General features: G+C 46.7%; 25 protein-coding genes. 11 read left to right on the plus strand and 14 right to left on the minus strand.

Annotated features, from left to right (window positions below):
- Positions 1–2: 2 nt before the first annotated feature.
- The 3 genes from C3B52_RS18425 to C3B52_RS18435 form a co-directional block, all read right to left on the minus strand.
- The gene (locus C3B52_RS18425; protein ID WP_235615773.1) at positions 3–977 is read right to left on the minus strand and encodes a DUF4367 domain-containing protein; all 975 of its coding nucleotides are present in this window, start codon (positions 975–977) and stop codon (positions 3–5) included.
- Positions 958–1,530: an RNA polymerase sigma factor gene (locus C3B52_RS18430; RefSeq protein ID WP_103107865.1), complete on the minus strand. Its 573-nt coding sequence runs from the start codon at positions 1,528–1,530 to the stop codon at positions 958–960. The genes C3B52_RS18425 and C3B52_RS18430 overlap by 20 nt, the downstream gene beginning before the upstream one ends.
- 221 nt (positions 1,531–1,751) lie before the next feature.
- On the minus strand, positions 1,752–2,078 hold the full coding sequence (locus C3B52_RS18435) for a DUF1904 family protein (RefSeq protein ID WP_103107866.1): 327 nt from the start codon (positions 2,076–2,078) through the stop codon (positions 1,752–1,754).
- A 190-nt stretch (positions 2,079–2,268) separates the two neighbouring features.
- Between C3B52_RS18435 and C3B52_RS18440 the strand changes: the two genes are divergently transcribed.
- The 3 genes from C3B52_RS18440 (at position 2,269) to C3B52_RS18450 (ending at position 5,215) form a co-directional block, all read left to right on the plus strand.
- On the plus strand, positions 2,269–3,099 hold the full coding sequence (locus tag C3B52_RS18440; protein WP_103107867.1) for an undecaprenyl-diphosphate phosphatase: 831 nt from the start codon (positions 2,269–2,271) through the stop codon (positions 3,097–3,099).
- 196 nt (positions 3,100–3,295) lie between these two features.
- The gene (locus C3B52_RS18445; RefSeq protein WP_103107868.1) at positions 3,296–3,718 is read left to right on the plus strand and encodes a CHRD domain-containing protein; all 423 of its coding nucleotides are present in this window, start codon (positions 3,296–3,298) and stop codon (positions 3,716–3,718) included.
- A gap of 138 nt (positions 3,719–3,856) precedes the next feature.
- Positions 3,857–5,215 (plus strand): TrkH family potassium uptake protein, encoded by a 1,359-nt coding sequence (locus C3B52_RS18450; RefSeq protein ID WP_103107869.1) that lies wholly within the window; start codon positions 3,857–3,859, stop codon positions 5,213–5,215.
- Positions 5,216–5,345: 130 nt separating this feature from the next.
- Here the strand turns inward: C3B52_RS18450 and C3B52_RS18455 are convergent, their stop codons facing one another.
- Positions 5,346–5,852: a GNAT family N-acetyltransferase gene (locus C3B52_RS18455; RefSeq protein ID WP_235615774.1), complete on the minus strand. Its 507-nt coding sequence runs from the start codon at positions 5,850–5,852 to the stop codon at positions 5,346–5,348.
- A 90-nt stretch (positions 5,853–5,942) separates the two neighbouring features.
- Positions 5,943–6,815, minus strand: coding sequence for an AraC family transcriptional regulator (locus tag C3B52_RS18460; protein WP_103107870.1), 873 nt, complete (start codon positions 6,813–6,815; stop codon positions 5,943–5,945).
- Positions 6,816–6,930: 115 nt separating this feature from the next.
- Between C3B52_RS18460 and C3B52_RS18465 the strand changes: the two genes are divergently transcribed.
- Positions 6,931–7,644 (plus strand): hypothetical protein, encoded by a 714-nt coding sequence (locus C3B52_RS18465; protein WP_103107871.1) that lies wholly within the window; start codon positions 6,931–6,933, stop codon positions 7,642–7,644.
- 178 nt (positions 7,645–7,822) lie between these two features.
- Positions 7,823–8,311, plus strand: a complete 489-nt coding sequence (locus C3B52_RS18470; protein ID WP_164684831.1) for a hypothetical protein — start codon at positions 7,823–7,825, stop codon at positions 8,309–8,311.
- Positions 8,312–8,377: 66 nt separating this feature from the next.
- Here C3B52_RS18470 and C3B52_RS18475 read toward each other — a convergent pair whose 3' ends face one another.
- From C3B52_RS18475 to C3B52_RS18505, 6 genes are all read right to left on the minus strand, one after another.
- Positions 8,378–9,781: a M20 family metallopeptidase gene (locus tag C3B52_RS18475; protein WP_103107873.1), complete on the minus strand. Its 1,404-nt coding sequence runs from the start codon at positions 9,779–9,781 to the stop codon at positions 8,378–8,380.
- A 64-nt stretch (positions 9,782–9,845) separates the two neighbouring features.
- A complete protein-coding gene (locus C3B52_RS18480) occupies positions 9,846–11,105 on the minus strand; it encodes an amidohydrolase (protein WP_103107874.1) in 1,260 nt (419 codons plus the stop codon).
- 33 nt (positions 11,106–11,138) lie between these two features.
- On the minus strand, positions 11,139–12,680 hold the full coding sequence (locus C3B52_RS18485; protein ID WP_201264911.1) for an AbgT family transporter: 1,542 nt from the start codon (positions 12,678–12,680) through the stop codon (positions 11,139–11,141).
- 498 nt (positions 12,681–13,178) lie between these two features.
- Positions 13,179–14,483 (minus strand): hypothetical protein, encoded by a 1,305-nt coding sequence (locus tag C3B52_RS18495; RefSeq protein WP_103107876.1) that lies wholly within the window; start codon positions 14,481–14,483, stop codon positions 13,179–13,181.
- 127 nt (positions 14,484–14,610) lie between these two features.
- On the minus strand, positions 14,611–15,423 hold the full coding sequence (locus C3B52_RS18500; RefSeq protein ID WP_103107877.1) for an NAD(P)H-binding protein: 813 nt from the start codon (positions 15,421–15,423) through the stop codon (positions 14,611–14,613).
- A 64-nt stretch (positions 15,424–15,487) separates the two neighbouring features.
- On the minus strand, positions 15,488–15,943 hold the full coding sequence (locus C3B52_RS18505) for a MarR family winged helix-turn-helix transcriptional regulator (RefSeq protein WP_103107878.1): 456 nt from the start codon (positions 15,941–15,943) through the stop codon (positions 15,488–15,490).
- A gap of 211 nt (positions 15,944–16,154) precedes the next feature.
- On the opposite strand from C3B52_RS18505, the gene C3B52_RS18510 reads away from it, so the two are divergent.
- A complete protein-coding gene (locus C3B52_RS18510) occupies positions 16,155–17,804 on the plus strand; it encodes a peptide ABC transporter substrate-binding protein (protein ID WP_103107879.1) in 1,650 nt (549 codons plus the stop codon).
- A gap of 65 nt (positions 17,805–17,869) precedes the next feature.
- Here the strand turns inward: C3B52_RS18510 and C3B52_RS18515 are convergent, their stop codons facing one another.
- From C3B52_RS18515 to C3B52_RS18525, 3 genes are all read right to left on the minus strand, one after another.
- Positions 17,870–19,258: an L-cystine transporter gene (locus C3B52_RS18515; RefSeq protein WP_103107880.1), complete on the minus strand. Its 1,389-nt coding sequence runs from the start codon at positions 19,256–19,258 to the stop codon at positions 17,870–17,872.
- 277 nt (positions 19,259–19,535) lie between these two features.
- Positions 19,536–19,784: a hypothetical protein gene (locus C3B52_RS18520; RefSeq protein WP_103107881.1), complete on the minus strand. Its 249-nt coding sequence runs from the start codon at positions 19,782–19,784 to the stop codon at positions 19,536–19,538.
- Between the two features lie 183 nt (positions 19,785–19,967).
- A complete protein-coding gene (locus C3B52_RS18525; RefSeq protein WP_235615775.1) occupies positions 19,968–20,873 on the minus strand; it encodes a carbon-nitrogen hydrolase family protein in 906 nt (301 codons plus the stop codon).
- A 47-nt stretch (positions 20,874–20,920) separates the two neighbouring features.
- On the opposite strand from C3B52_RS18525, the gene C3B52_RS18530 reads away from it, so the two are divergent.
- From C3B52_RS18530 to C3B52_RS18550, 5 genes are all read left to right on the plus strand, one after another.
- Positions 20,921–22,423, plus strand: coding sequence for a sensor histidine kinase (locus C3B52_RS18530; protein WP_103107882.1), 1,503 nt, complete (start codon positions 20,921–20,923; stop codon positions 22,421–22,423).
- The gene (locus C3B52_RS18535; RefSeq protein WP_103107883.1) at positions 22,398–23,093 is read left to right on the plus strand and encodes a response regulator transcription factor; all 696 of its coding nucleotides are present in this window, start codon (positions 22,398–22,400) and stop codon (positions 23,091–23,093) included. The genes C3B52_RS18530 and C3B52_RS18535 overlap by 26 nt, the downstream gene beginning before the upstream one ends.
- A gap of 138 nt (positions 23,094–23,231) precedes the next feature.
- On the plus strand, positions 23,232–24,713 hold the full coding sequence (locus tag C3B52_RS18540; RefSeq protein ID WP_103107884.1) for an S-layer homology domain-containing protein: 1,482 nt from the start codon (positions 23,232–23,234) through the stop codon (positions 24,711–24,713).
- Positions 24,714–24,764: 51 nt separating this feature from the next.
- Positions 24,765–25,481: an ankyrin repeat domain-containing protein gene (locus C3B52_RS18545; RefSeq protein ID WP_441299879.1), complete on the plus strand. Its 717-nt coding sequence runs from the start codon at positions 24,765–24,767 to the stop codon at positions 25,479–25,481.
- A 229-nt stretch (positions 25,482–25,710) separates the two neighbouring features.
- Positions 25,711–26,580 (plus strand): hypothetical protein, encoded by an 870-nt coding sequence (locus C3B52_RS18550; protein ID WP_103107886.1) that lies wholly within the window; start codon positions 25,711–25,713, stop codon positions 26,578–26,580.
- Positions 26,581–26,605 lie beyond the last annotated feature (25 nt).

Here is a 26,605-nt window from a genome sequence, read left to right on the forward strand (position 1 = left end):
TTTTATTTCAACTGATTGATTTGTTCTGCCATCTTGATCAATTCTTCTTTCGTGCCTGCCCCCATCTGTATTCTTAGGTTATAGCGCACCTTTGTGCCATTTTTCACCCATTGCAAAGAGTGAAAGGATTCTCCATTATTAGATGATGGATGGAAATAGACAGCTTCATTGTTGCCAATCATGACCTTCTCAATGGTCGAATCTATTGCACCTACACTTGCCTTCTCGTCATTTAGGATAGAAACATCTAAAAAAGTACTCCCTTTTTGTCCCTGGTATTCAACCTCAGCATTCCTGAACTTATCTGATAACGGAATCTGTTTTACCACGTATTCTTTTTGAGTGTTTTTTAATTCTGCCTTCATTGCTTCCTCATCGTATTTGTCACTAGGCTCGTAGCTTACTTTCCCTTTTGTAAACTTGAAATCAGTCCCTATCTCTACCGGGATCTTGAACAGATGACCGACCTTTTGCTCCATTTCCTCCAAGGTTGAATAAGTGAAAGGCTTGGCTCGAACATCAATGAAAGGCTTGCTGTATGGATTCGCTTGCAACTGAAACTCTGTCAGTGGCCAATAGATGGCAATAGCATCGCCAGGATTTAATCCTTCAATAATTTGCTCCCCAATATCTAGCTGTCTCATCAGCTCTTCACTTCTATTAGTGATGCTATCCTTTTGTGCGGGTGTTAGTTGCTGCTTTAATTGCTGCTGTTGTACCTCACTCATCTTTTCAATCTCTAACACAACTTCACCCTTCTCATTTTTCAACTGGACGATTTCCATTCCCGCCCAGACGGACGAAGCTCCTGCCAGTAATCCAACTGTGAGTAACAACCCAATTTTCTTTTTCACGACTTTTTCCTCCTGTTTTTTCTTGGCATAAACTGCTGCCATGACTTTATCTTTCACATCGACTTTAGGGATTGGCTTTGATAAGAGCATCTCTCGCATACGATTAAACCGATTTTTGTCCATTATCTGCCACCCCTTTCATCGTTGGAAAATAACGTTGACACTTTTTCAGGAGACGCTCGAACTGCTTGCGAAGTGCCGCAGGTTTTTTATCAACGAGACTCGCGATTTCCTCGTACTCTTTTTCCTCCAGCACCCGTAAAATCATGAGTGTTCGCTCCTCGGCGGACAATCGTCTCCAAATGCGTTCCAAAGGCTCCCCAAAGTAACCACGATCAAACTGATCCTCTACGTAGTTGCGTCCATCCTGATCCCGGTTGTATAAATAGGGCAGCAGACGGCTCAACTTCCTACGCTTCAAAACATTTGCACAATGATTGTAGGCGATTCGATAAAGCCACGCGGCAAACGACAACGAGTACGTATACTGATCAAGACGCTCATAAGCACGGAACAATACTTCCTGAACCGCATCTTCGGCATCCTGACGGTGACCGAGCATATGATAGCAGTATGTAAAGATAGGCTGCTGATAGTGGTCAATAATCACTTCGTATTGTTCGAGAGCACCTGCTTTTATCTCTTTTAGCAGACGCGCAATCTCTGTTTCATCCACGGTTGCCCCTCCTCTCACTATGAATAACAACCGACGCCGATCAAATGTGACACCTTTTTCCAAAAACAAAAAGGCTGTTCCATACGTCTCGTAAAGACAGATAGAACGCCTTTATTAGTAAAGTAGAATTACAGAACTAATTAAAATGTCATCGACAATGTCCACTTGTCGAATCAGTTTTTATTCTTTCCCGGGAAATCGACAACGCCTGTCGTCTCCCTTTAGAAATGCTCTCCATTAGCATAGTAGCTTTCCTTTTGGTAGGCTACAAACGCCATTTCTACCTCCGGAATATCAAGGGAAAGAACGTGCTTGGTCACGATTTTGGCAAACTGGTCACGAACCTCTTGGCCGCGCTCGAACCAAGCTACCTCAATAAATGGAAACGACTCCACAATCTTTCCTGCAAAAACACCTGTCGTCTGCAAGCATTCGATTGTGAAATTATCTGTGCCGCAATTGCACAATGCAGCCAGCTCGACTGCCAGCGGTTCACTGATTGTTGCCATTTGTTCTGCTTTGATACCTCGAACGATGAGATGTGGCATGATTTTATCTCCTTTTTATGAAAAATCGGTTTTTACCATCATACCGTCCAAGGGGGTATTCTGGGTAGGTCAAAATAGCTGATTACAAACGAGTAACAAAGATGTAAATGTTATATGAAGTGCTTACTATTTCCCGCTTTTTGTATTAAAGTGTATGAGGAAAGCACGTTATTTGGAAAGGTGAGTAAGCATGAACCTTTGGGAAATTTTTGTTGCATTCGTGCTAGGTTTAGTAGAAGGACTTACAGAATTCGCTCCTGTCTCTTCTACCGGGCACATGATTATCGTCGACGATATGTGGTTACATTCAAAAGAATTGTTTACACAGGAATTTGCAAATACCTTCAAGGTGGTTATTCAGCTCGGATCGATTTTGGCTGCTGTCATCGTTTTTAAAGACCGTTTCCTCAGTTTACTGGGGCTAAAAAAGCTTTCACCTGATGGCAATGGTCCCGGACACAAGCTGCGCCTGACTCAGGTAATTGTAGGGCTTCTACCTGCCGCTGTATTGGGACTGCTGTTTAACGACTACATTGATGAGTATCTCTTTTCCATCAACACAGTGCTGATCGGGCTCGTTGCTGGTGCCCTTCTCATGATCGCTGCAGACTGGTTCAGGCCAGGACGCCCCAAAGTGGCCACTGTTGACCAAATTTCGTACAAGCAAGCACTCATTATCGGATTATTTCAATGTATCGCCCTATGGCCAGGCTTCTCCCGTTCTGGCTCAACCATCTCTGGTGGGGTATTGCTAGGATTGAGCCACAGAGCTGCATCAGACTTTACGTTTATCATGGCTGTTCCTGTCATGGCAGGTGCCAGCCTCCTGTCTTTATTGAAACACTGGCAGTATATCACCATCGAGTCCTTGCCCTTCTTTATCGTCGGGTTTATCAGCGCGTTCGTCTTTGCTCTATTGGCGATTCGCTTTTTCCTGAAGCTGATTAACAAAATCAAGCTGGTTCCGTTTGCCCTTTACCGGATCGCATTGGCTGCTATCATTTACTCCTTCATCATGTAAAGGACCGCCGTCATCCGCTCTATTAACCTAGATTTACACAAAGCTGCCCTTCCTTTCATCCATGGAGGGCAGTTTTTTTATTATAGTGAAAATACCTTTTCTTTTCTGCTTGGATTGCCCGAGTGGACAATCATACAAGCCATCAATCCCCCTCGCCAATAAAGTATGTAGTAAGAAGCTCGAGGGAGGTGTTACGATGGCAAAAAGATTCCAAGCTTTATTGCGAGGTTCGGAAGAGGTACCTCGAGTAAGAACAAATGCAACAGGGAATACCCTGTTTCGATTAAGCGATGATGGGCAAAGACTTGAATTTCGCCTGGTCGTCAATCAATTGCGCAATTTCACCCAAGCCCATATTCATATTGGCGCCAGAGGTGTAAATGGACCTGTGGTTGTATTCCTGTTTGGGCCGGTAACTCGCGGTATCAGTGTAAATCGCGGAGTAGTGATGGGAACGATCACGCGAGATGACCTAGTCGGTCCGCTTCAAGGAAGATCTCTGGCAGAATTGGTTCGACTAATGAATAGCGGGATGACGTATGTAAACGCACATACGACCCAAAATCCGAATGGAGAAATACGCGGTCAAATCAGACGCACGATTTCTCGCAGACGATAATGGAAATGCCTATAGCCTTGGTAGCTGGTCTTTACCGCTGTCCAAGGTTATTTTTATGGAATGATGACTCTGCATTTTGCTAGCTAACTTTTTTTGGTATGATAACCCTTATGAAGTTTATTCAGGAGGCCATTTATTTTGTTAACGTCCAACCAGAAACGTCGTTTGACTTCTGTGCAAATCATTGTATTTTTTTACGTGGGACTGATTTTGATCTCATCGTTTCTATTGCTGTTGCCCTTTTTTCATAATCCGGGTGTGCATCTTACGTATATTGACTCCTTGTTCACTGCAGCGAGCGCGATTAGCGTGACAGGGCTGACCGTCATTACGATCCATGAGGTGTTCAACCAGTGGGGCATTCTATTTTTGACCTTGCTTTTCCAGGTTGGCGGGATTGGAATTATGACGCTCGGAACCTTTTTCTGGCTCCTGATGGGACAAAAAATTGGGTTGGAGCACCGTATGTGGATTGCTACGGACCATAATCGTCCCACGTTGTCCGGACTAGTTGATTTGATGCGCAATATTCTCGTGATCGCCATCATGATTGAGCTGGTAGGAACCATTCTATTGGGAACTCATTTTATGCTTGCAGGGTATTATACAGAGTGGTATTCCGCTTATTATCACGGGTATTTTGCAGCTGTCAGTTCCTTTACGAATGCCGGATTCGACCTTTATGGAAACTCTATGATGGACTTTACCCATGACTACGTGTTTCAGTCAATCGTCATGCTCCTGATCATTTGCGGGGCCATCGGTTTTCCCGTTCTTGTGGAGCTGCGTACGTATTTATCGTATAAACGGGCCAAGATGCGCTTCACCTTTTCCTTGTTTACGAAAATTACGACCCTGACCTTCTTTTCGCTGATCGTCATAGGTGCTGTGCTTTTGTTTTTGTTCGAACACAATAAATCATTTGCAGGCCAATCGTGGATCGATGCGTTATTTTTTTCCTTGTTTCACTCGGTATCTTCGCGAAGCGGCGGCTTGGCGACCATGGATATCAGCTTGCTCTCCACACCATCGCTCCTCATGCTCTCTGGCATGATGTTTATCGGAGCATCTCCGAGCAGCGTTGGGGGTGGTATACGGACGACGACATTCTTCGTTCTCGTCGCCACTGTTTTTGCCAACATGCGCGGCTTTAAAGATGTTAAAGTATTTGGTCGCGAATTAGTGGAAGATGACATTATGCGTTCATTTGTCGTATTTTTTATTGCGATCATCATGGTTTTTACTGCGGTGATTCTACTTGTCTGGCTGGAGGATTTGCCGTTCCAGCACATCTTGTTTGAGGTTTGTTCTGCCTTTGGTACTACTGGCTTATCGACAGGAATTACCGCCAATATGAGTGCGGCAGGCAAAATCATTCTAATCGTAACTATGGTCATTGGGCGGATCGGAATCATCAATCTGCTGCTCTTCTTGAAACGCAAGGACCGCATGATGCGCTACCGTCATCCAAAAGAACGGGTTATAATTGGACAGTAATGGAAAAAGCCTGTGCGACAGCCATCGCGTCTGCACAGGCTTTTTTGTGTTGCTTTGTATACAAAAAGGCCGTTGTCTCCCTGTATGGGGGCAACAGCCTGGTCGGTAGTTTACTTTTGAGTTCCTTTGTCTACAGAATAGGCTCGACAGGGATAACAATCTGAGGGCTTGCGGTAGTCGCCACAGTCAGGATAGGCAATTCCATTACGTTCCGATGCTTTCCCGGTCCGTAGTAGTCTTGTTCCGCCTGTGCGAGACGGAATCCGAACGCCTCCAATGCGCGAATAGACGGCATGTTCGTTTCGCTCACCGTGACCCGAACCGTGCGAAGGGTCGGAAACTGGCGCAGTGCTTGCAATCTTGCCTCGATAAATCGTTTGCCAATGCCTTGGCCCTGGAACTCTTTACGTACGTTGCTGAACAACAGCCATCCTGTGGATTGGTACATATCAATCCCGGCGCAGCTGAACCCGATGAGCAGATTGTTACACGTCGCCTTGAAAATCAATTCGGGAAACAGCTCCATATACTTTTTCAACTCATGCAGGTTCATTCGATCCGGAAGCGTCACATCCGCAAGCGTTATCATTTCGGCAAAGTCATCTCGCTTGGCACGTTCAATTTGTACGTCCATCATATTTCCGCCTCCAAATTCAAATTCCCTACTCCTTTACTCTAACAAACAGGTTTAAAGAGAAGATGGATGGCGTATGAACGGATTGTAAAATTATGATTTCAACGGTATGTAGATGCTCATTTTCATTTGATTGGGGTATCTGGAATTGCATACATCTGTTACCTCGAAATCTGGTCCTTCTTTGCGCTCGTAATTGGAGCTAGGCAGCCACGTACCATAAATGTATCTGCGTGTATTCTGGACCTGATCAACAGGACCATCCACTTTGAATTCTGCATATTTGCCTGCTGGCAGTGTCATCGTCACAAAGCCGTTCGGGATAGCTTCTGGAAACGAATTCACAGCCTCCCCTACGACAAAGGAAAAGCTCCCGTCATTTTCAAAATCACACGATATGCCATATGACATGTCTGGGGCTGCTTTATCAGGAATCCGCATGAAATCTTGATTGACACCAAATGCCTGATAAAATCCCGGTATTTCCTCATAGTACTTTTCATCATGCAGGCTCGTCTTGTGTGAGCGTCCCATAATGCGAATCTCGTCTAGCATTATGATTGTCGGCTTGTTCATCTTCATCTCTCCCTTGTTTTTCAGGCGGAACGTCAAAAAGTCCATTTTCGTCTGGTAGACAATTGGCGGGTCTGACTTGCGAAACTTTCCTGGCGTCATTCCAAAATGCTTTTCGAATGCGCGCGTAAAAGCTTCCTGGGATTGATATTGAAACGTAATCGCTATGTCGAGTATGTTCATGCCAGTTTCCTTCAATAAAATTGCTGCTTCTGACAGTCTTCGTTTGCGAACGTATTCTTGCACGCCAATCCCGCAAATTGCTTGAAACAAGCGTTGAAAATGAAAAGCAGAAAAATGTGCCTGTGCTGCAATTTCAGTAATTGGCAATTCTTCTGTCAGATGCTGCTCCACATAGTTAATCGCCGCTTGAATACGCATGTAATGGTCCATGATCGCTTCCTTTACCTGATATATTTTTCTTCATTATGTAGGAGATCGAGATTGTTTTTTTGATCATTCGTGCTATACAATGGGAAAATGTCCTAGTTTAGGAGGATGACTGACAGTGAAACCAAGTAAAATCGTTTTGCCGATGCTGTTATTGATCGGTATCGTCATATCACTCTGGGGCTGTTCCTCAGCGCCAGCGCTTGTAAAAACAAGTGGATCTGGCTTTGCCCAAAGTGAATATCATAAGCTTTCTCGCGAAGTAAAAGAAGTGGTTCATTACCGCCCGATGGCTTTTCAGGATATTAAACCGCTTTTACCGGAAGCATTGGCTGAACGCTTTCGCACGATCGACAAGAGCAAGCTCCCTTTTTCTGTAGACAGGGAAGCAGCAAATCTCGTTGCTTTTGACTATGGCTCTGATCAAGAACCACATCATCAATTGCAATTGTTGTACAAACAGGACCAGGCTGACAACAACTTTTTCGTGATCCGCATGACGCAGACGGAAGAAAACCCACTGCCACCGCTTGCTCCGTCTTTGGAGGCGTTAGATACATTCGGCAATATTGCCAAAGTCGAGCAGCTGCAGGAAGGCGTGCCTATGATTCATCATATCATCCAGACAAACAGCTCCTATACGTACAGCTATTACGACTATAACGAAGAAAACCGTGTCGCTCATCTGGTAACGACAGCCGCAAATGAAATCGATTTTTATGACGACGGCATCCTGTATCACATTGGCTATCATATCAACGGCAACAAGCCTGACGAGAATGTTCAGAAGCAGATGGTTGCTTTGGCGAGAGAGCTGACGGGGCGTTCGTAAGGAATGTATACCGTTCGACTAACAAAGCTCATAAAAGGATGTGATATTTTTGATACAAAAGGAGCTCTTTTTCTCCAAAAAGTTTTGGGATCGCTACTTTTGGAATCTTCATGATGAGTTCTCCTACGAAATTCTTGGAGATAACCCCATTTGCTTTCATTTGACTGAGAACCATACTTTGCTGCTTGATCCAGGTGAAGACTTAGCCTACATCTCGCTCTCTTTTCAATATAAGGCTGAAGACGAGCTAGAAATAGCATGGGATGATGAAGCTCATTTCCATCCATTTGTTTTGAGATTTCACGAATTTCAAGTAATGGTGGATACAATAGCTGCGGTGCATAACCTGGAAAAATGGATTCCAGCCCTGCTGTTAAGAAGATTTGTAGGCATTGAGAGCTTTTCCGAGCTCCAAACGATTTCGGCATGGGAATTGGAGATGCGAAAAGCATCAGGTTTGTTTACGGAAGTCGAATTGCAAGCATGGTTTGAAAAAAGTAAACAGGATCATGAAAACTTTTGGGATAGCTGTGATCGAAAATGGAGCTATCAAGAACCTTTTGGATGGGTGTTTGAAGGAAATGACGCCTACTCCTTGCGAAGCTCTGCCGACAGTCATTTTCCATTTAAGCAATGGAATCGCATGTTAGCTGAGCTAGGTTGTTAGCTTACGGATTTCAAAAAAAGCCAACAATTCCACGAGTCGGAACTGTTGGCTTTTTTTCGTTTTTTGTTATTTTTTCACAGAAGGCATGACACCCTCAGGAATTGGGTTTACATAGGTGGTATTGCCCAGACGTTGCTTCAGCTCAGCTTTCGCTTTTTCGATCAGCTCTGGGTTTTTGAGCATGTCTACTGCAGTAGAAGCCATGACTTTACCCGCATGGAGCATGCCTTTGTGCGCCATGGAAGTGGCACCAAGTGTAACCCACTGCCAGGAGTGCAGGGTAGATCCATTGATGAAGCAAGCAGTCGTACATTGGGCTGTCGGTGTAATCCAGCTGACATCCCCTACGTCAGTAGAGCCATTGAGCGGAATGGTAGCACCTGTGTACGGATTGATCCAGGAAACCATGTCCGGATCAGGTGTATCCGCAGACAGTCTTTCTGCTGTTTGTCTCTCTTGTTCGGTCAATGTCGCACGTACGGCTTTGGCGAGCTTCAGCTCTTCCTCGTCATGTACTGGAACGCCCAGCTCCTGGAAGTTTTTATACATCACTTGTTCGATCGTTTCATTTTGCACCACATTGGAGCAAGCTTTGTCGAATACGATCTCTACTTCGGTTTCGGTCATGAGCGCGGCACCTTTGGCAATCTTGCATACGCGCTCGTAGATTTCCTGTACTTGATCGACCTTCGGCGCACGTACCAGGTAAAGCACCTCTGCATACGGCTGCACGACGTTTGGAGACAAGCCGCCGGAGTTTGTAATGGCATAGTGCACACGGGCATCCGTAATGATATGCTCACGCAGGTAGTTGACCCCGACATTCATCAGCTCGACTGCATCCAGCGCGCTGCGTCCCAAGTGTGGACTTGCTGCGGCATGGGCACTCTTGCCTCTGAACTTGAAGTATACCTGGTAGTTCGCGAGCGATTCGACCGCCATGATGCTGTTGTAGCCCATCGGATGCCAGCAAAGCGCGAAATCTACGTCGTCAAACAGACCTGCTCTTGCCATAAACGTTTTGCCGGAGCCGCCTTCTTCACCAGGGCATCCGTAATAGCGAACCGTACCGGACATGTTATTCTCTTCCATATATTGCTTCACTGCAACTGCTGCCGCCAGAGAAGCGGTACCTAGCAGGTTGTGGCCACATCCATGTCCATTTGCCCCTGGCACCAATGGTTCTTCTTTTGCTTGTCCTTTTTTCTGGCTCATTCCGGAGAGAGCGTCGAACTCACCCAAAATCGCCACTACCGGACTTCCACTACCAAAGCTCCCAATGAAGGCTGTCTGGATACCGCCTACACCTCTCTCAACCTGGAAGCCTTCGCTTTCCAATGTCTCGGCGAGCAATTCAGCCGATTGGTACTCTTCGAAACGCGTCTCCGCGAATTCCCAGATACGGTCGCTCACTTTGATAAACGAATCTCGTTTGTTCTCAATCATTTCTGCAATCTGTTTGGTATGCATGAAGAAACATCCTCTCTATGTCGTTGTTTGGCAGATTGGAGTTTGACCAATAGAAGGGGTTTCCCTATGTCAGAAGCCGTCTTGCAATGCGATTCAAAAGCTCTACGCTGCGCGGTAAAATTTCCTCTTGAATATCAAATTTTGGATGATGGTGAGGCGCCGGAATATCAGTACCGATAGACATATAGGTTCCTTTTCCGCCGCGATCCTGCACGCGCTTGATCAAAAAGCTCGCGTCCTCGCTTCCCATCGCGTTATATGCACCGTTCACAAAGGAGTGAAAGCCCTCTACTTGTTTTGCTTCTTCGAGAGCAAGCTCAGCCATATCGACGTCATAGTTGATCGGAATAGCTCCGCCGACTACCTCGATCTCATGCTCCAGCTCATGCATCGCAGCACTGTGCGCGATAATATTGCGTACACGCTGCTCCAGCTCTGCATTGACCTCTTCTGATACGGAGCGGGTTTCCACCACCATTTTGGCGTATGCCGGAATGATGTTGGCTGCTGTACCGCCCTCCAGAACCCCTACATTGATACGAGTGGAGCCAGTGCTAAAACGTGGAATCGCATGAATGTTCAATAAAGCAGTTGCTGCTCCGAGTAATGCGTTTTTCCCTTGCTCAGGCGAAGCACCGGCATGGGAGGAAACACCGTGGAAATGAGCCAGCATTTTGGTCGTTGCCAAAAAGCCATGAGAGCCGCCATGTATTTCACCGAGTGGTACACCGACACCTAGATGGTGGCAGAAAATGTAGTCCACGTCATCGACAATCCCTTTTTGCACGATCGAATACGCCCCGCGTACACCCTCTTCAGCCGGTTGAAAAATCAGCTTTACTGTACCGGAAAAATCTCCATCTGCCAGTTTTTCTGCCAGTCCCAAACCAATCGTGGTATGACCGTCATGCGCACATGCGTGCATGTTTCCTTCGTAGTGCGAGCGAAAGCCATTCGCTTGTGGAAAATGGTCTCCATCCTTGCTTTCTAGGACTGGCAAGGCATCCATGTCAAAACGGAAAGCAACAGTAGGTCCCGCAGACTTTCCTTTTTTCACACCGATAACGGCTGTGTACCCGCCACGCATTTTTTCTACAATCGTCGGGTTTGCACCATCACTCAACGCTCGTTCATATGCTTTTTCCAATACCGCCTCGGAAGGCAACCCCCGACGGGAGTCGCCATCCATAGCATCTTGCCCATAAATTACGTCAAATCCGAGTGAAGTCAATATTTCAACTACCTTAGTAGCCGTACGAAACTCCGTAAAACCCACTTCCGGATGCATATGAAAATCTCTTCGCAGCGTAACCAGATCCAACATCATCAATTCCTCCTGTTATCTCTGGAGCAATCACTATTTCAAAACTGGATATACTCCAGGACCAATTGGTAAGCCCAAGAAATACCATACCACAAGTAACAGTGTCCAAAGTACGAAGATCGCAATCGGATACGGCAAAATCAATGAATAGTACGTACCCAGCTTGGCATCCTTTTTATATTCCTGCAAAAAGTTCAGGAACAGCGGGATAAACGGCGAGACGATCGCAAATGGAATCACGGACGAGTCAGCGACACGGAATGCCACTTGCGCAAATGCCGGGTGGAAGCCAAGTGCCATGAACATCGGAACAAATACAGGTGCCAGGAGCGACCAGATCGCAGAGCCGCTGGCGATAAACATACAGAGAAACGCAGACAGGAACATCAAGCCGATAAAGACTGGTGCACCAGTCATATTCATTTGCTCGAGCACATCTGTAATGGACAGCGCGAGGAAGCTTCCCATGTTGCTCCAGTTGAACATCGCTACAAATTGAGAAAGCGGGAAGATCATCACGATAAAGCCAGCCATGCCTTTAATCGGATCAGTCAACAGCGCCGGAATGTCATTTTGCTTTTTGATCACCCCTACCTTGATCCCGTACGTAATCGCTACGGTAAAGAAGAAAATCAGGATGACAGGGACGATACCCGAAATGAATGGCGACGGTACGATGGTACCCAGCTTAGGATCACGCAGGATACCGTTCGCAGGTACAACCAGAGCAGCCAGAACCGCGATGAAAACAAGCGCTGCAATACCTGCTGCACGCAGGCCCTTCTTTTGCACGTCAGATAAGTCTTCGAGTCTCTTGCTGTTATCCCCCTTGTAGACGCCAAGCTTCGGTTCTACAAACTTGTCAGTGATAAAACCGATGACAGCTGACAAAAGCAAAACAGATACGGACATAAAGAACCAGTTGTCGAGAACGCTTACAGTAACATTCGGGTCAACCGATTTGGAGATCTCCGAGCTGATACCGGAAAGCAGTACGTCTGTCGTTACAATCAGGATGTTGGCGGAAAAACCGGAACCAACACCAGCGATTGCAGCCAGCAAACCAGCAACCGGGTGACGTCCGACTGCCAAAAAGATCAAGGCTCCGAGTGGCGGCATGATTACGAAAGCCGCATCAGAGGATACGTGGCTGAAAAACGCGATAAATGCTACCAGGTAGCTGGCGTAGCGTGCACTTACACGTAGAGACATTTTGCGAATAACCGCTTCCAAAAGTCCAACCTTTTCAGCCAGCCCTACACCAAGCATCAGCGTCAGGATTGAGCCCAAAGGCAGGAATCCTGAGAAGTTCTTGATGATGTTGGGCAAAAGCCATTGCAGCCCTTCCTGGCTAAGCAGGTTTTTCACTTGAATCTCTTCGTTTTTAATCGGATCGATTGCCGTTACATGAAAAATAGACAATATGGCAGTGATAATCATTAGAGCCGCGATCAGATATAGGAACAGCATGAATGGATTCGGCAGCTTGTTCCCAACCCGCTCGACCCACTTTACCAAGCCCATTCCTTGCGACGCTTGCTCATAATGGTCTGTGTTTGCTTGACGTGCACTCATCTGGCATCCCCCTTAGGCCGTATCTTTTTACGTGATAATCATCATTCCGAATGTTTCAGGATCGAAACAAAGGCGTTCTGAATGAGTGATCAGTCTGGTTGTTGGCATTAAAGTGAAAGCCCTTTCAATTTAACTTCAACGTTCACCAATCATTCAAAACCGAGATGTTGCTTCGTGATGAAATGAATACTCCTTTCGATATATTCGGTCCAAGCTCTTAATTTAGCGAATAGAAAGAGACAATTTCGTTTAAATAAATTATATAGCTAGATTAACATTTTTTCAATAGAGTTGTTTGACTTCTTGCAAAATAGAAAAGCTTCCATAATTAATTCGAGTCGCATGAAACCTTGATACTCCTGCATTTTTATTAAGTTTGTCACGCCTGAAAATTGGTTATAGTTTCCCCTTTTTCTCCGGATTCCTCTCGCCAGCTTTTTCTGCCGCAAATAAAAAAACACCCGACATCATCGGGCGTTTGCGCTCTCGCTTCGTTCTTCACATTTTTAACGCATACATTTTCTTCGGCCTTCCACGAACGGCCTGTTGCTCTTCGCCTTTTAGCTCAGCGAGACCGTATTCGCACAAGCTGCCCAGGATGCGCTGAGCGTTGCGCACCGTCATCGACAAATACGATGCGATATCTGTCGTGGTAAATGTACTCCAGCCCATGCGCTGTACGAGTGCCTTGATCTTGTTGTAGGTTTTGACGCTAATATTGGCCTTGTTTAACAGGTCCAAAAGCTCGCGATCACTGGAGCGGTACGAATACGTCAGCTGCTCGCTCTCGCCAACTGACTCGATCATAACCCCGTCATCCTGCACAATGACAATTCCGAACTCCGGTCTTTCCTTTGCGTGCTGGATCGCTTTTCTCGCATTGTTTTCAGCAGAAAAGGCTGTCTCGCCAAATCCGACCCCTACTGCTACGGGAACATCTGCCTCCAATGACAGCTGTGCAACGGTATGGCGCAGCATTTCAATCTCTCGCTGGATCGCTCCGCGTGTACTGAAAATCTGATAGCGTCCATTCCCGTTTGCAATGAGAGAGCCGTCCATTCTTTCGCAGAGAAGCAGCAGAATCTGCCTGATTTTTAACTCCAGCTGCTGCAAGTGGTAGCGAGTTTGCGAGCGCTCCGGAATTTTGTCGAACTGCTCCAGCTCGATAAATTCAACACCGATCTGTGTGTCCTTGAAGTACGTACTTCTCGCTCTCTCGATAACGATTTTCATGGCCTGTCTGATTTCCATTTTGGTAATCAAGACGCGATAAACAGGAATTCCTTCCTCCTTCAGTGCGCGCTCGACAGATGACAGCGTCGTAAATGCGCCTTGAGTTTTTCCTTCCCGCCAAAGAGAAACATGGTAGTTGGTAATGATCTCAGGGTCGTAGTGCTCGTCATACGTATGCAAATACATTTTCTCGTCGTTTAGATCCAGCTCACTCATGGCTTCCCGCAAATTGGGTCCCTCGGTATCAATCATATCAACAGAGACACTCTTCACTACTTCATTATGATCAATCGACATCTGGATGAAACAGCGGTACAAATTCGAACCAGTCGGCGGGCAATACACAATATTGGCATCTGGCCCCACAGCATTTTTGGCAATCGTATAAGGGATCGGTCCGGAACAAAACCAGCCATTGCACTCTGCATTATGCTCCTGAACGATTTTGCTCACTTCTCTTGCGTCCTCATACGTAAATGGGACAAATTCGATTTCATGCTCAAACTCATTGGCAATCGCCAATATCCGCTCAACAGAAGGGGGCGGTCCCACAACACCAATTCTATACATGCGTATATTAACTCCTACCTGTTTTGATAGACACACTAGCTACATTTATATTATACGGAATCAGTGGCCTAATCCAGTTCATTTGCTACTCCCTGCCATTTACGATCATACTTGGCCGCTAGTCTCTTCAGTCAGCCAGGATTTGCTGGACTGCTTCGTAAAGCGGTATAGCTGGCCTCTGGATGAGGCCCTCCAAATCTTTCGTCGTGCTCGTCGTATCGATCCGGCTCAAAAATCGGTATAGCCAGTTATCCGAGCTGGGGTCCTCGCGATGAGTAACCGCTACTCCCGTTAACTCGCTCAAAGCCTGAACAAGATCTGCAAAATACCAAGGGCGCGATGCCGTTAGCTCATAGGTTTGATTCTCGTGGCCACGATTTGTGACGACACTCACTGCTGCCAAAGCCAGGTCTTGGCGAGTCACGCTATTGAAGCCGTCTACACCAGGGTACGTGATTAATTCCCCAGTCCGAATAGCTTGCTCCAAGCCGAGCTGAGCGATAAAATCCGTATAGAGAGCATTTCGCAGAAACGTATAGGCAATCCCTGTTGTACGAATGGCATGCTCTGTCGCCAAATGCAGATGGGTCAATGAAATGTAGCCTTTGTCGGGAAAGGCAAAGCTGGTATAAATAATTTGCTCAACTTTTGACTTTTTGGCTGCTTCGATGACGTGGCTATGCTGCCGCATCCGAACCGTATCGTCCATGTGGGGACTGGAGATGAACAGTAGCTTCGATGTATCAGCGAACGCATCTTGCAACGATTCGGGGCGATCGTAATCAATCTGGCGCAGCTCAACCCTCTGCTCTTTTTGTGACCATGCCCTTTGCGGATCACGCACACAAAGAGTGACTTTGCTGGCTTCGACCTTTTCCAAAAGCTGTTGGACGATAAGACTCCCTAATTTGCCAGTAGCACCTGTAACTGCGATGGACATATGCTTGCACCCCTTCTAATTGGCATTCATATAGTTAAGCACTTAACTATATGCACAAAAAAAATCATCCCTCTCTTCGTTTTATTTTTCCAAGCAAAAATAGCAATTGATTTAGCTCCTGCTCACTTAAACCCGCTAGCGCCTCAGCAATTACCTGACGATTATCAGGAAGATGCTTGAATAAAAGCTTTTGTCCCTCTGCTGTAAGCGATAAGACGCTTTTTCTGCCGTCTTCCGGATGACTGGCCCGACTAATCAAGCCGTCCTGCTCCAAAGGAGTTAACAAGAGGCTAATATTTGCTTTGGTCACACCGATGTTTTGAGCTAACAGGGAGGGGAGAATCCGCCCGCCTTCCTTGGCGATTTCCACCAAAATCCGAATGCGCGCACCGTTAATACCTTTCGACTGCCAATATTTTTCTGAGATGCCCACAAGCTCTGCCGTCGCATCCACTAAGGCAAAAAAAGCTTGTGTAGGCAAAGGTGGCTGCTTTACAAATGCTTCTATCATATCTGCCATGTAATCACCTACCAAAGTAGTTAAGCGCTTAATCACTTAGAATATTACATAGCTCTTTTGCTATTGTCAATTTTATGTTCAGACAAATCGTCATATTTCGCCTATAAAGAAATTTTTTGTCGAGAAATTTAAAAATTTCATTGCCTTTAAAAACATAAACGAATATTCTGAATATACGTATGCGTGTTTACTATTATCTAGGGGGATTTCAATGAAAAAGGGTCTTGCACTGGCGACCTGTTTTACCTTGCTTTTCGGGGTAATAACTGGCTGTTCCAGCTCTCAACCAGCACCTGCACAACCAGCGGGGCAAACCTCACAGCCCGCTACAACACCAGCAGAAGGTACAAAGGCAGAACCAATGGTGTTGCATTGGAGTATCAATAGCGAACCACCTTCCATGGACCCAGGTATTGCAGTCGACGCTGACTCGTTCGACATGATTTACGCTGCTTTTGAAGGCTTGACAAACTACGATCTGAATGGACAGCTGACAAATGCAACCGCTGAGAGCTTTACCAACTCTCCAGACTACACCACCTATACGTTTAAAATTCGCAAGGACGCGAAGTGGAGCAACGGCGATCCTGTTACCGCCCACGACTTCGTCTATGCGATCAAACGCAATCTCGATCCGAAAACAGCGTCCGAGTACGCCTATCAGCTTTACTACATTAAAGGCGGAGAGGAATACAATACTGGCAAAGGAAAGCCTGAAGACGTAGGCGTAAAAGCCCTCGATGACTATACCGTTGAGTTCAACCTGAAGTCTCCTACGCCGTTTTTCCGTGAGCTGACCTTCTTCCCAACCCTTTTCCCGTTGCACCAAAAAACAGTTGAAGGCAACCCGAAATGGGCAAATGAAGCAAAAACAATCGTTGGTAACGGTCCATTCATCATGGATACATGGGAGCACAAAAGCAAAATCATCTTCACAAAAAACCCGAATTACTGGGATAAAGACAATGTCAAGCTGGATCGTCTCGAGATCGTCATGATCGAAGACAACAACACAGCATTCTCCATGTTTGAAAACGGTGATATCGACTGGGGCGGATATCCAGCCTCCACACTGCCGACCGATGCGATCCAGTCTCTCAAGGACGCAGGCAAGCTGATGGTAGCTGACAACCCTGGTACGCAATCTGTCGTGTTCAATACGAACAAGCCGCCGTTTAACAACAAAAAGATCAGACAAGCCTTTGCTTATGCAATTGATCGTCAGGAGCTCATCGACAACATTTTGCAGACAGGTGTTCCTGCCGCATATGGATGGGTACCTACCTCCATGGGGCTGAACAAAGACGGTTACTTTAAAGAGGATAAAGAAAAAGCGAAGCAATTGCTGCAAGAAGGTATGAAGGAGCTGGGTCTGACTACATTCCCGTCCGTCACCTACACATTTGATACAACCGATACGAACAAAAAAGTAGCAGAAGCGCTCCAAGACCAATGGAAAAAAGCACTAGGTGTCGATGTAAAGCTCTATACAGCAGAGCTAAAGGTATACCGCGACATGAGATCGCAAGCGAACTTTGACATGATCCGCTTCCAGTGGGGCGCAGACTTCAACGATCCAATCAACTTCCTGGAAATGTTCCGCGACAAGACAGGTGGAAACAACCATCCTGACTGGGAAAATCCGAAGTTCAAAGAGCTGATCGATCAAAGCTATCACGAGCCAGATCTGGACAAGCGCAAGCAAATCCTGCTAGATGCAGAAACCATCCTGATGGATGAAATGCCGCTTGCTCCAATCAACTTCCGTGGAAGCCCTTATGTGAAAAATGACAAAGTGAAGGATTTTGTCATCTTCCCACTTGGCGGTGCTTACTTCAAGTTTACGTCTGTAACAAAATAAACGGTATGAAAAACCCGGCTGCACTTGTCATCTCGACGGTGCAGCCGGGTTCTTTATTTCCTTTATTAAACCGTTACAGACTGTGGCTTTGTATCATTAAACGTATTTGTATCCAGTTCCTTTGTTGCTTTGCTCGTCAGTACGCCAGCCGTCATGCTTCCGCTCACATTCAGCGCTGTACGTCCCATATCGATCAATGGCTCTACGGAAATCAGCAAGCCTACGATGGCAATCGGCAGATTCATGGTAGACAGTACAAGCAGAGCTGCAAAGGTTGCTCCTCCACCCACACCCGCTACCCCAAACGAGCTGAGCGCGACCACTGCGATCAGTGTCAGAATAAAGGAAGGAGACAGCGGATCAATCCCCGCAAGTGGTGCTACCATCACAGCGAGCATAGCTGGATACGTACCCGCGCATCCATTTTGACCAATCGAAAGACCAAAAGATCCGGCGAAGTTGGCAATTCCCTCGGGAACGCCCAAATCCTGTGTTTGTGTTTTGACGTTCAGTGGTAATGCACCCGCACTCGTACGAGAAGTGAACGCAAAGGTAAGTACAGGGAATGCCTTTTTCACGTACGTAATCGGATTGAGTCCTGCAAAAGCCAGGAGCAGCAAGTGAACGATAAACATGATCGCGAGTGCGACATACGAAGCAACCACGAATTTGCCCAGCTGCCAAATCGCATTGTAATCACTGGTTGCGGCAACTCTCGTCATAATCGCCAGTACCCCGTATGGAGTCAGGCGCAAAATAATCGTAACCACACGCATGATGATAGCGTGGAATGCATCTACGATTTTAGCAAACAGCTCAGCATGCTCTGGTGTTTTCTTTTTGACCCCTAAATAAGCAATTCCAATAAAGGCTGCAAAAATAACAACTGCGATCGTTGATGTCGCGCGATCCCCTGTCAAATCGAGGAACGGATTCGCTGGCAGAAGCTCCAGCACTTTTTGTGGCAGGGTCATGCTTTGGATATCACCCAAACGCTGCTCCACCTGACCAATACGAGCTGTTTCTGCCTCTCCCTGCTGGAACTGTGCTCCATCCAGATTAAAGGCCAAGGTAGAAGCAATACCAATCGCTGCAGCTACTGCCGTTGTTCCCACCAGCAATCCGATAATCAACGTGCTGATTTTTCCAATGTTATTGGTGAGTTTCATTTTGGTAAACGCAGAAATAATCGAAATGAAAACCAATGGCATTACGATCATTTGTAGCAGCTTTACGTACCCTTTTCCGACGATGTTGTACCAGTCGATGGTCGCTTTTAAGACGTCGGATTTGGTTCCGTAAATGTATTGCAGGACTAGACCAAGCAAAATCCCGACTCCTAGACCGACAAACACCCGTTTGGAAAACGAAATGTGCTTCTTCTGCATCGCATACAATCCAATAATGATAGCAAGTAATACAACAATGTTAACAACCGTCAATAATGTCGACACTTGATTTCCCTCCGTTTCACCTGAGAAGTAAGTTAGAAAATAAGTAATGAGAATAAGCATACTATATTACCAATAATCCCTACTGGTCAAGTGCGAATTTATTATAACTGCACTTGGATAAAAATAACCCTTTTTCCTGCTCCCAGAGCTCTTCGCATTTCCCTTTTTCCAATTTTAATCAAAACCAAGTAAATTGGTGCGGATAAAAAGGTAAAAATAAAAAACCAGGGTGCGCTGGTAAGGCGCTCCCTGGTGTCCCACTGCTATATTCATATGCTTACTTCAATTGCTTGCTCATCAAATTCCACAGCCAGGTCAGCACGATCGCGCCGATTGCCCCAGCAAGAACGTTGAAGCCTGCCCACATCCACAGCCAATTGCCCAGAATGAGGTCGCCCAGCCAGCTGCCCAAAAGCGCGACGATGAGCGAAGCCCACCAGCCTGTTCCACCTGCTTTTCCTGTCATCAGCATATTCATGGCCCACCAAACGACTACACCTACGATTGCCCATACAACCCAAAACATAAGGAAACACTTCCCTTCGCATGATGGTGACGCTTTCATAAGGACCTTAATGAATTATATTTATCTGCTATTATCATATTGAAATCGGGTGAATGTGTGCCTGTGCCCTAGCCTGTTTGAACCAGAAAAAAGCGCCTGCTCCCCGCTTCTTACGCGAGGTTACAGACGCTTCGGACTGCCTATCTAATTCGTGTACATCTCCGGTCGACGATTCGCTACACTTGGCAGCTTGCCGCGTACACGCGAGATACGCTCTGGGTCCAGCTCGGCTACTACCAATGCCTCTTCTTCTCCAGCGCTTGCCATGACAACTCCCATCGGGTCGACGATCATGCTGCGTCCCGCAAAAATGTTGCCCACCTGATCTGCCGCACAAATGAACATTGTATTTTCGATTGCGCGCGCCCGGACCAGTGTCTCCCAATGATCTTCCTTCATCGCACCCGCTACCCAGCCTGCTGGCACGAACAAGATATCCGCCCCTTGCAGCGCAAACTGTCTAGCAATTTCCGGGAATCTGACTTCATAGCAAACCATCAGCCCGATTTTGCCAAACTCGGTGTCCACCACTTGATACGGATTATCCCCTTGGGCGATATAGTCCGACTCTTTGTAGGAAAAGGCATCATACAGATGTGTCTTGCGGTAGGCATGAATCAGCTCTCCTGCGCGATTGAGGAAAACGGTTGTATTATAGGCGCGGTTTTCGTCGCCCTCGATGCTCTCAAACACACCACATACAACGTAGACGCCATGCTCCTTCGCTGCCTTGGCCAAGCCAGAGACAAACGGACCGTCCATTGGTTCCGCTACTTCCGCAGGCGTGACTCCCGACTTCGGTGTTGCCGGCGCACTGTACATTTCCGGCAAAATGACAAAATCAGCTCCTGCTGCCTTTGCTTTGGCAATATACTCTTCTGCTTTTTGCAGATTGATTGCTTTATCCATCGTAGCCGTTAGCTGTGCGATTGCTACTTTCATGGCTCCTCCACCCTTCCCGGTCTTTTCCTGATTCATCTGCTTTCCATACCACTCAGTATAACTGATTTTCTTTTGTCGATGATGATTTTGCTTGTATATAATGGACATGTCATACTATGGTATCCTTATTCCCCTTTTTGAAGTGAGGTGAGCGTATGTCTATCCGCATTAAACTACTGCTGTCCTACACGGGCATGCTTGTCATCAGCTTACTGGTATTTGTATTGACTGCCAGCTTGTTCACGATTGCTGCTACCGGCGACATCCACAGCTTTCGTGATTTCTATAAGGTTCACTATCAGCTGAACCCGCTGACGGAACAAGAGGAATCTATTTTTCTCGAATTAAAATATCTCGCCAAAAACGAGCCGGATGAGCTGCAAAACCAACAGCTGTTGCTCGACTACGATTTCAAGCTGAAAACAGAACGGGCAGGTCTCTATGTCCGCCGTGAAAGCAATCAAGTATTTGAATCCCATACATTTAATCAGCCCGAATTAGAGGCGAATTTGCCCCCTTACGATCTGAATAACAATCAAATACGCAATACATTCAACATCGGAGAACGTTTTTATGCCTACGCTAAATTCGATTTCCGGTTTTCCGATGGGGCCAAAGGCAGTGTCTTTGTCATCCGTGAACGCAGTCCTTTCGGGGAAGTCACCCGCAGGCTGCTACCGATCCTCATCTTTATTCTCCTCGGGGTCATCGTGATTGCAAATGTACTGTTATACCGCTGGATCACCCGAAGTGTCGTCAAGCCGCTTGATTTGCTGCGAAATTCTGCAGAGCACATCAAAGAAGGCAATCTGCAGTTCTCCCTCGATCTGCACTCCAAGGACGAAATCGGTCAATTGAACGAAGCGTTCGAGAATATGCGCAAAAGATTGCAGGAATCCGTACAGCTCCGCTTGCAGGACGAGGAGAACCGTAAAGAGCTCATTTCGAACATCTCTCATGATTTGCGCACACCCATCACGAACATTAAAGGCTACATCGAAGGAATTCGTGACGGGGTCGCTGACACACCAGAGAAAATGGACAAGTACGTCAACATCATTTATTCCAAAGCAGTCGATCTGGATAAACTGGTAGACGAGCTGTTTCTTTACTCCAAGCTGGATTTAAAGCAGGTGCCGTTTCAATTTGAGCATGTAGATATCGTCCGCTTCCTCGATGATTGTATTGATGAGCTCCACTACGTTCTGGAGGAAAAAGGTATCACACTTGAGTGGGACGAGCGTCCAGGCTTAAGCATGGAAGTCATCGCCGATCTGGAAAAATTAAAGCGAACCGTGCTTAATATCATAGGAAATGCCCAAAATTTTATGGACAAAGAAGAGAAAAGAATTCGTGTCTCCGTGCAAGAATCACCGGAATGGGTCACAGTCGAAATCAGAGACAACGGGATGGGCATCGCTCCTGAAGCCATTCCGCATATTTTCGAGCGCTTTTATCGTGCGGAGCAGTCTCGCAATTCTTCTACGGGCGGCAGCGGACTCGGACTCTCCATCGCGAGTCAAATCATCGAGGGACACGGAGGCAGGGTATGGGTAAAGAGCGAGCTTGGCGCCGGTACAAGCCTGTTCTTTACGCTAAAACGGACAACCAACCAAGGAGGGACAGATTCCCATGACGACGCGCATCCTCATCATTGAGGACGAGACTACCATCGCTCAGCTGGAGCGGGACTATTTTGAGCTGAATGGATTTCTCGTTGATTTATGTCATACAGGCGATGAAGGCTTGCAGCTCGCCCTGCATGGGGACTACAGCCTGATTATTGTCGATTTGCAGCTTCCCGGTATGAACGGGTTTGATTTGTGCAGCCAAATTCGGCAGACCAAGGAAGTTCCGATCCTGATCGTCTCAGCCAAAAAGGAAGAGATTGATAAAATCCGCGCCTTTAATCTCGGTGCTGACGATTATATTACCAAGCCATTCAGTCCTAGCGAATTGGTAGCGAGAGCCAAAGCTCACCTGACGAGATACGAGCGGCTGCTGGGAAAAAAAGAGCCGGCTCAAAAGTCAGAGATTTCTATTCGCGGGCTAGTCATCGATAAAGTCGCCCACAGGGTTTATGTCCGTAATCAGGAAGTCATTTTCACGACACGCGAGTTTAGTCTGCTTGAATTTTTGGCAAGCCATCCGAATCGGGTTTTTAGCAAAAACGAGCTGTTTGAACGAATTTGGGGGATGGATTCCAGCGGGGATATCGCAACGGTAACGGTTCATGTGCGCAAGCTGCGGGAAAAGATAGAGATCGATCCTTCTAACCCTCAATATATTGAGACAGTCTGGGGCGCCGGATACCGGTTTACGGTGTAATCCTTGTATTTAATAATTTGTTAATATCTATTTTAGAATCTTTTAAGCCCAGGTTTCTTGGGAGTTTAGCAGTCTCCTTTATCATACAGGTAAGGCAAGCAACTACCATACCTGTATGATCATAAGGAGGCTTTTTTGATGAATAAAGTTTCGAATAAACTAGCTACACTGATGCTCGCAACAGTACTGGGTACAGTATCTCTTCCTTTGGCAGCCCAAAACGTATCCGCTGCAGGAGCGCCACTGACCGCACAAGAAATTCAGCAAGCTGTAAGCGAGCTTTCCCAGCTTCGTGTGCTCCAAGGCTATCAGGATCGCTCCATGGGAATTCACAATCAAATCACTCGTGCAGAGCTGGCCAAAATGGTCGTCCTGACATTCGGCTTGCAAGGCAAAGCAGAGAAGCTCCCTACCTTTTCTGATGTAAACCAGAATGCATGGTACTACAAATATGCAGCTGAGCTGGTCGGACAAGACATCGTGCAGGCTGACGGCGGTAACTTTGACCCTAGCGGAACCGTAACAGATGCTGAGCTGGTACAGGTCGTATCTAAAGCGTTGAAGCGTGATGTAAAATCCGTTAACTACTGGATGGAGCGCTTTTATGCAGCAGATAGCAACGCTACTCGCGGTGAAGTCGCATTCCTGTTGAAAACGGCTCACAAAGCAATCCCTTCCGCAAACGCAAAAATCAAAAGCGTTCGTGCAATTAACGACATTACATTGATTGTGACGTTCGACGCTCCGTTGACAGCTGAGAATGAAGTGTTTGCCAAAGCAAAAGAAGACTTCGTGTTTACGAATGGACTGACTTTGACCAACATGCCTCGCCTAAAAACAGGCTCGACTAATACGTATATCGTTCCTACATCTGTCCAAACACCAGGAACCACCTACACCCTGACCTATAAAGGTCAAAAAGCTGGCACATTTGTAGGCAATGCAACCAAGCTAGCGATGACAGAAGCAAGACAAGTTTCCTATGATACATTCGAGCTGGAATCGCTGCAAGAAAATGGCGTAGTTGACTACGGATATGTCATCGCCGCATACAGTGGTGGACGTGGAGCCGATGCATTTGTTCTCGACGACAACAACCGTGCGGACGGCAAGACCTATCAAATCATCTCTTCTGGCCAAGCGCGTCAAGTAACGATCACACCTGCTGGCGGTCAGCCAATCATTGCTAAATACGTGCCATTCACACAATCGACTGACGGCAAGCAAGAACCGAAATTCCGCCTGCCTGAGGGCCAAGTACTGACTCCAGGCGTTACGTACACCGTAACTTCCGATTGGGCAGAAATTGCTAAACCAACATTCGTAGCCGAGAAAATCGCTCCATTGGAATTGACCGGAGCAGAAACACTTAGCGAAACCTCTATCAGCGTGACTTTGTCCGAGGACCCAGGCGATGAGCTGTTCTCTGGTCGCAGTGTAGAATTGACTAGTGCAGACGGTCAGAAGCTGATCGCTACCTATAAATTCTCCAGCCGCAAAGGTGCTGTGGGAGTGTTTGATCTGACTCAAAATGGTAAACTGACAGAAGGTACTACTTATACGGTAACTCCAGTTGGCGATTGGGCTGGAAAGTCCCAAATCGAGCTGACTGTAGAATAACCCTATAAGTAAATGCGGCTTTTGAATCTACGAGAAAGGTGTTGGTTCGCTTTGCTGCGCGTTAGCCTATTGGCCTTCGCTTTCGCTCTGGCTGGATGTGAGTTCAATATGGATACTTTTCTATCAAACTCGGAGCAGCAAGCAACCCAAGCGGTGAACAAAGAAATGAACGAGATGAACCACGCTTTGTTAACAGCTGCAAATCAAGGAGACAAGGAAACGATCACCAAGCTGCTCACGGATGGTGCGGATATTGATGCAACAGATGAAAGAGGCCGTACCTCTGCCATGATCGCTGTACACACGAACCAACTGGAGCTGTTTAACCTTTTAGTAGAGCACGGTGCGAATATCAACATCAGAGACAACCGCTTGGATAATCCACTGCTCTACTCGGGAGCAGAAGGCAAGCTCGACTTTGTAAAAGCAGCGATTGCCGCAGGCGCGGACACGACCGTTACGAACCGTTTTGGCGGGACCGCCCTCATCCCTGCCGCTGATCGCGGGCACGTGGAGATTGTCAGGGAGCTTCTAACCACCTCTGACGTAAATGTAAACCATGTAAACAACCTTGGCTGGACCGCATTGCTTGAAGCCGTCATTTTGGGAGACGGCGGAAAAAATCATCAGGCTATCGTCAAGCTTTTGATCGAACACGGAGCTGACGTAAATTTGGCGGATAACGACGGAGTCACCCCTCTCCAACACGCCAAAAAACGTGGCTATCGGGAAATGATTGATGCTTTGACTAGTGCTGGCGGGAATTAATGAATGAAAAAGGATAGAGTCGTCAGATTATCTCTGCGGCTCTATCCTTTTTGCATGTCAGGTGCGAATTATGTGGCTAGAACGCTGCGGAATTCTTCCCTCCGCGGTCAGAGTACAAATCCGTCCACGGACCGAATTTGAGTTCAATCTGCTGCCTGTTTTTACCTATGCTTCCTCCCTGTAAAGTGAGAGTGGGAATACCAAAACTTTATAGAGAGGGGAAACTTACTTGAAGAATCAATCCTTGGCTGGACATCCGCCCATCAAATTTTTTCAGGGTGAAAAATGGTTAGTGCTTACCGGGCTTCTCGGCTTCATGCTTGCGGGCGTATGCGCGATATGGGTAATGCTGTATGGAGGCTTCGTCGCTCCAAAAGGCGATGTATCGAAAGCGTTTTCGTTCAATGCCGCTCTTGGCGTATTTCTACTGTCTACAGCTGCAATCATTCCGTTTTCTTCACTAGGAAAGAGAAGTAGGGCTTTCTTTCGCTGGTCTTATATTTTGCTTGCCCTTTACTCCTACGGAGCAGAGACTATGCAAAACTTTCGCGGAGTCGATCCAAGGTTCGTCAAAAATGGCACCCCTTTTGATGTTGCGGTTGGCTCCATTTTTACTTTTGTTGCCCTTCTTCTGGTTCTTTTTTACGGATTTCTCGCCGTTCAGTATTTCCGCAAAAAAGCTTATACACTACAGCCAAAGCTCGTGATGGGCATCCGCTATGCCATGATTGCAATCATGCTTTCTTTTGCGGCGGGCGTCTGGATTTCATTCAACGCCGGGCGAGTTGTTGGGCAGCATGGGAATATCATTTGGCTCCACGGGGTTGGTTTTCACGCTCTGCAAGCCGTTCCTTTTGTCGCTTGGTTATGTGAACGCAAAAAACACCTGTATGCTTCTTGCCATCGACTCATTCATTTGACAGGTATCGCATACTTGATCGGTTTAGTGGCAATCGGTTGGCAAACGTTCCTCGGACATGCCGTTTTGGAATGGTCTGTGCTCCCACTTCTCGCCGCCTGTAGTTTCCTCGTCGCCTTCATGCCTGTAGTGCTTCTGCTCCGCAAAAAAACAAGCACGGAGATGACTCGAAATCTATAGTTCAATTTGCAGGGTGAAGACCGGA

It is taken from the genome of Brevibacillus reuszeri (genome assembly GCF_002897295.1).
GTDB classification, from domain to species: Bacteria; Bacillota; Bacilli; order Brevibacillales; family Brevibacillaceae; genus Brevibacillus; species Brevibacillus reuszeri_A.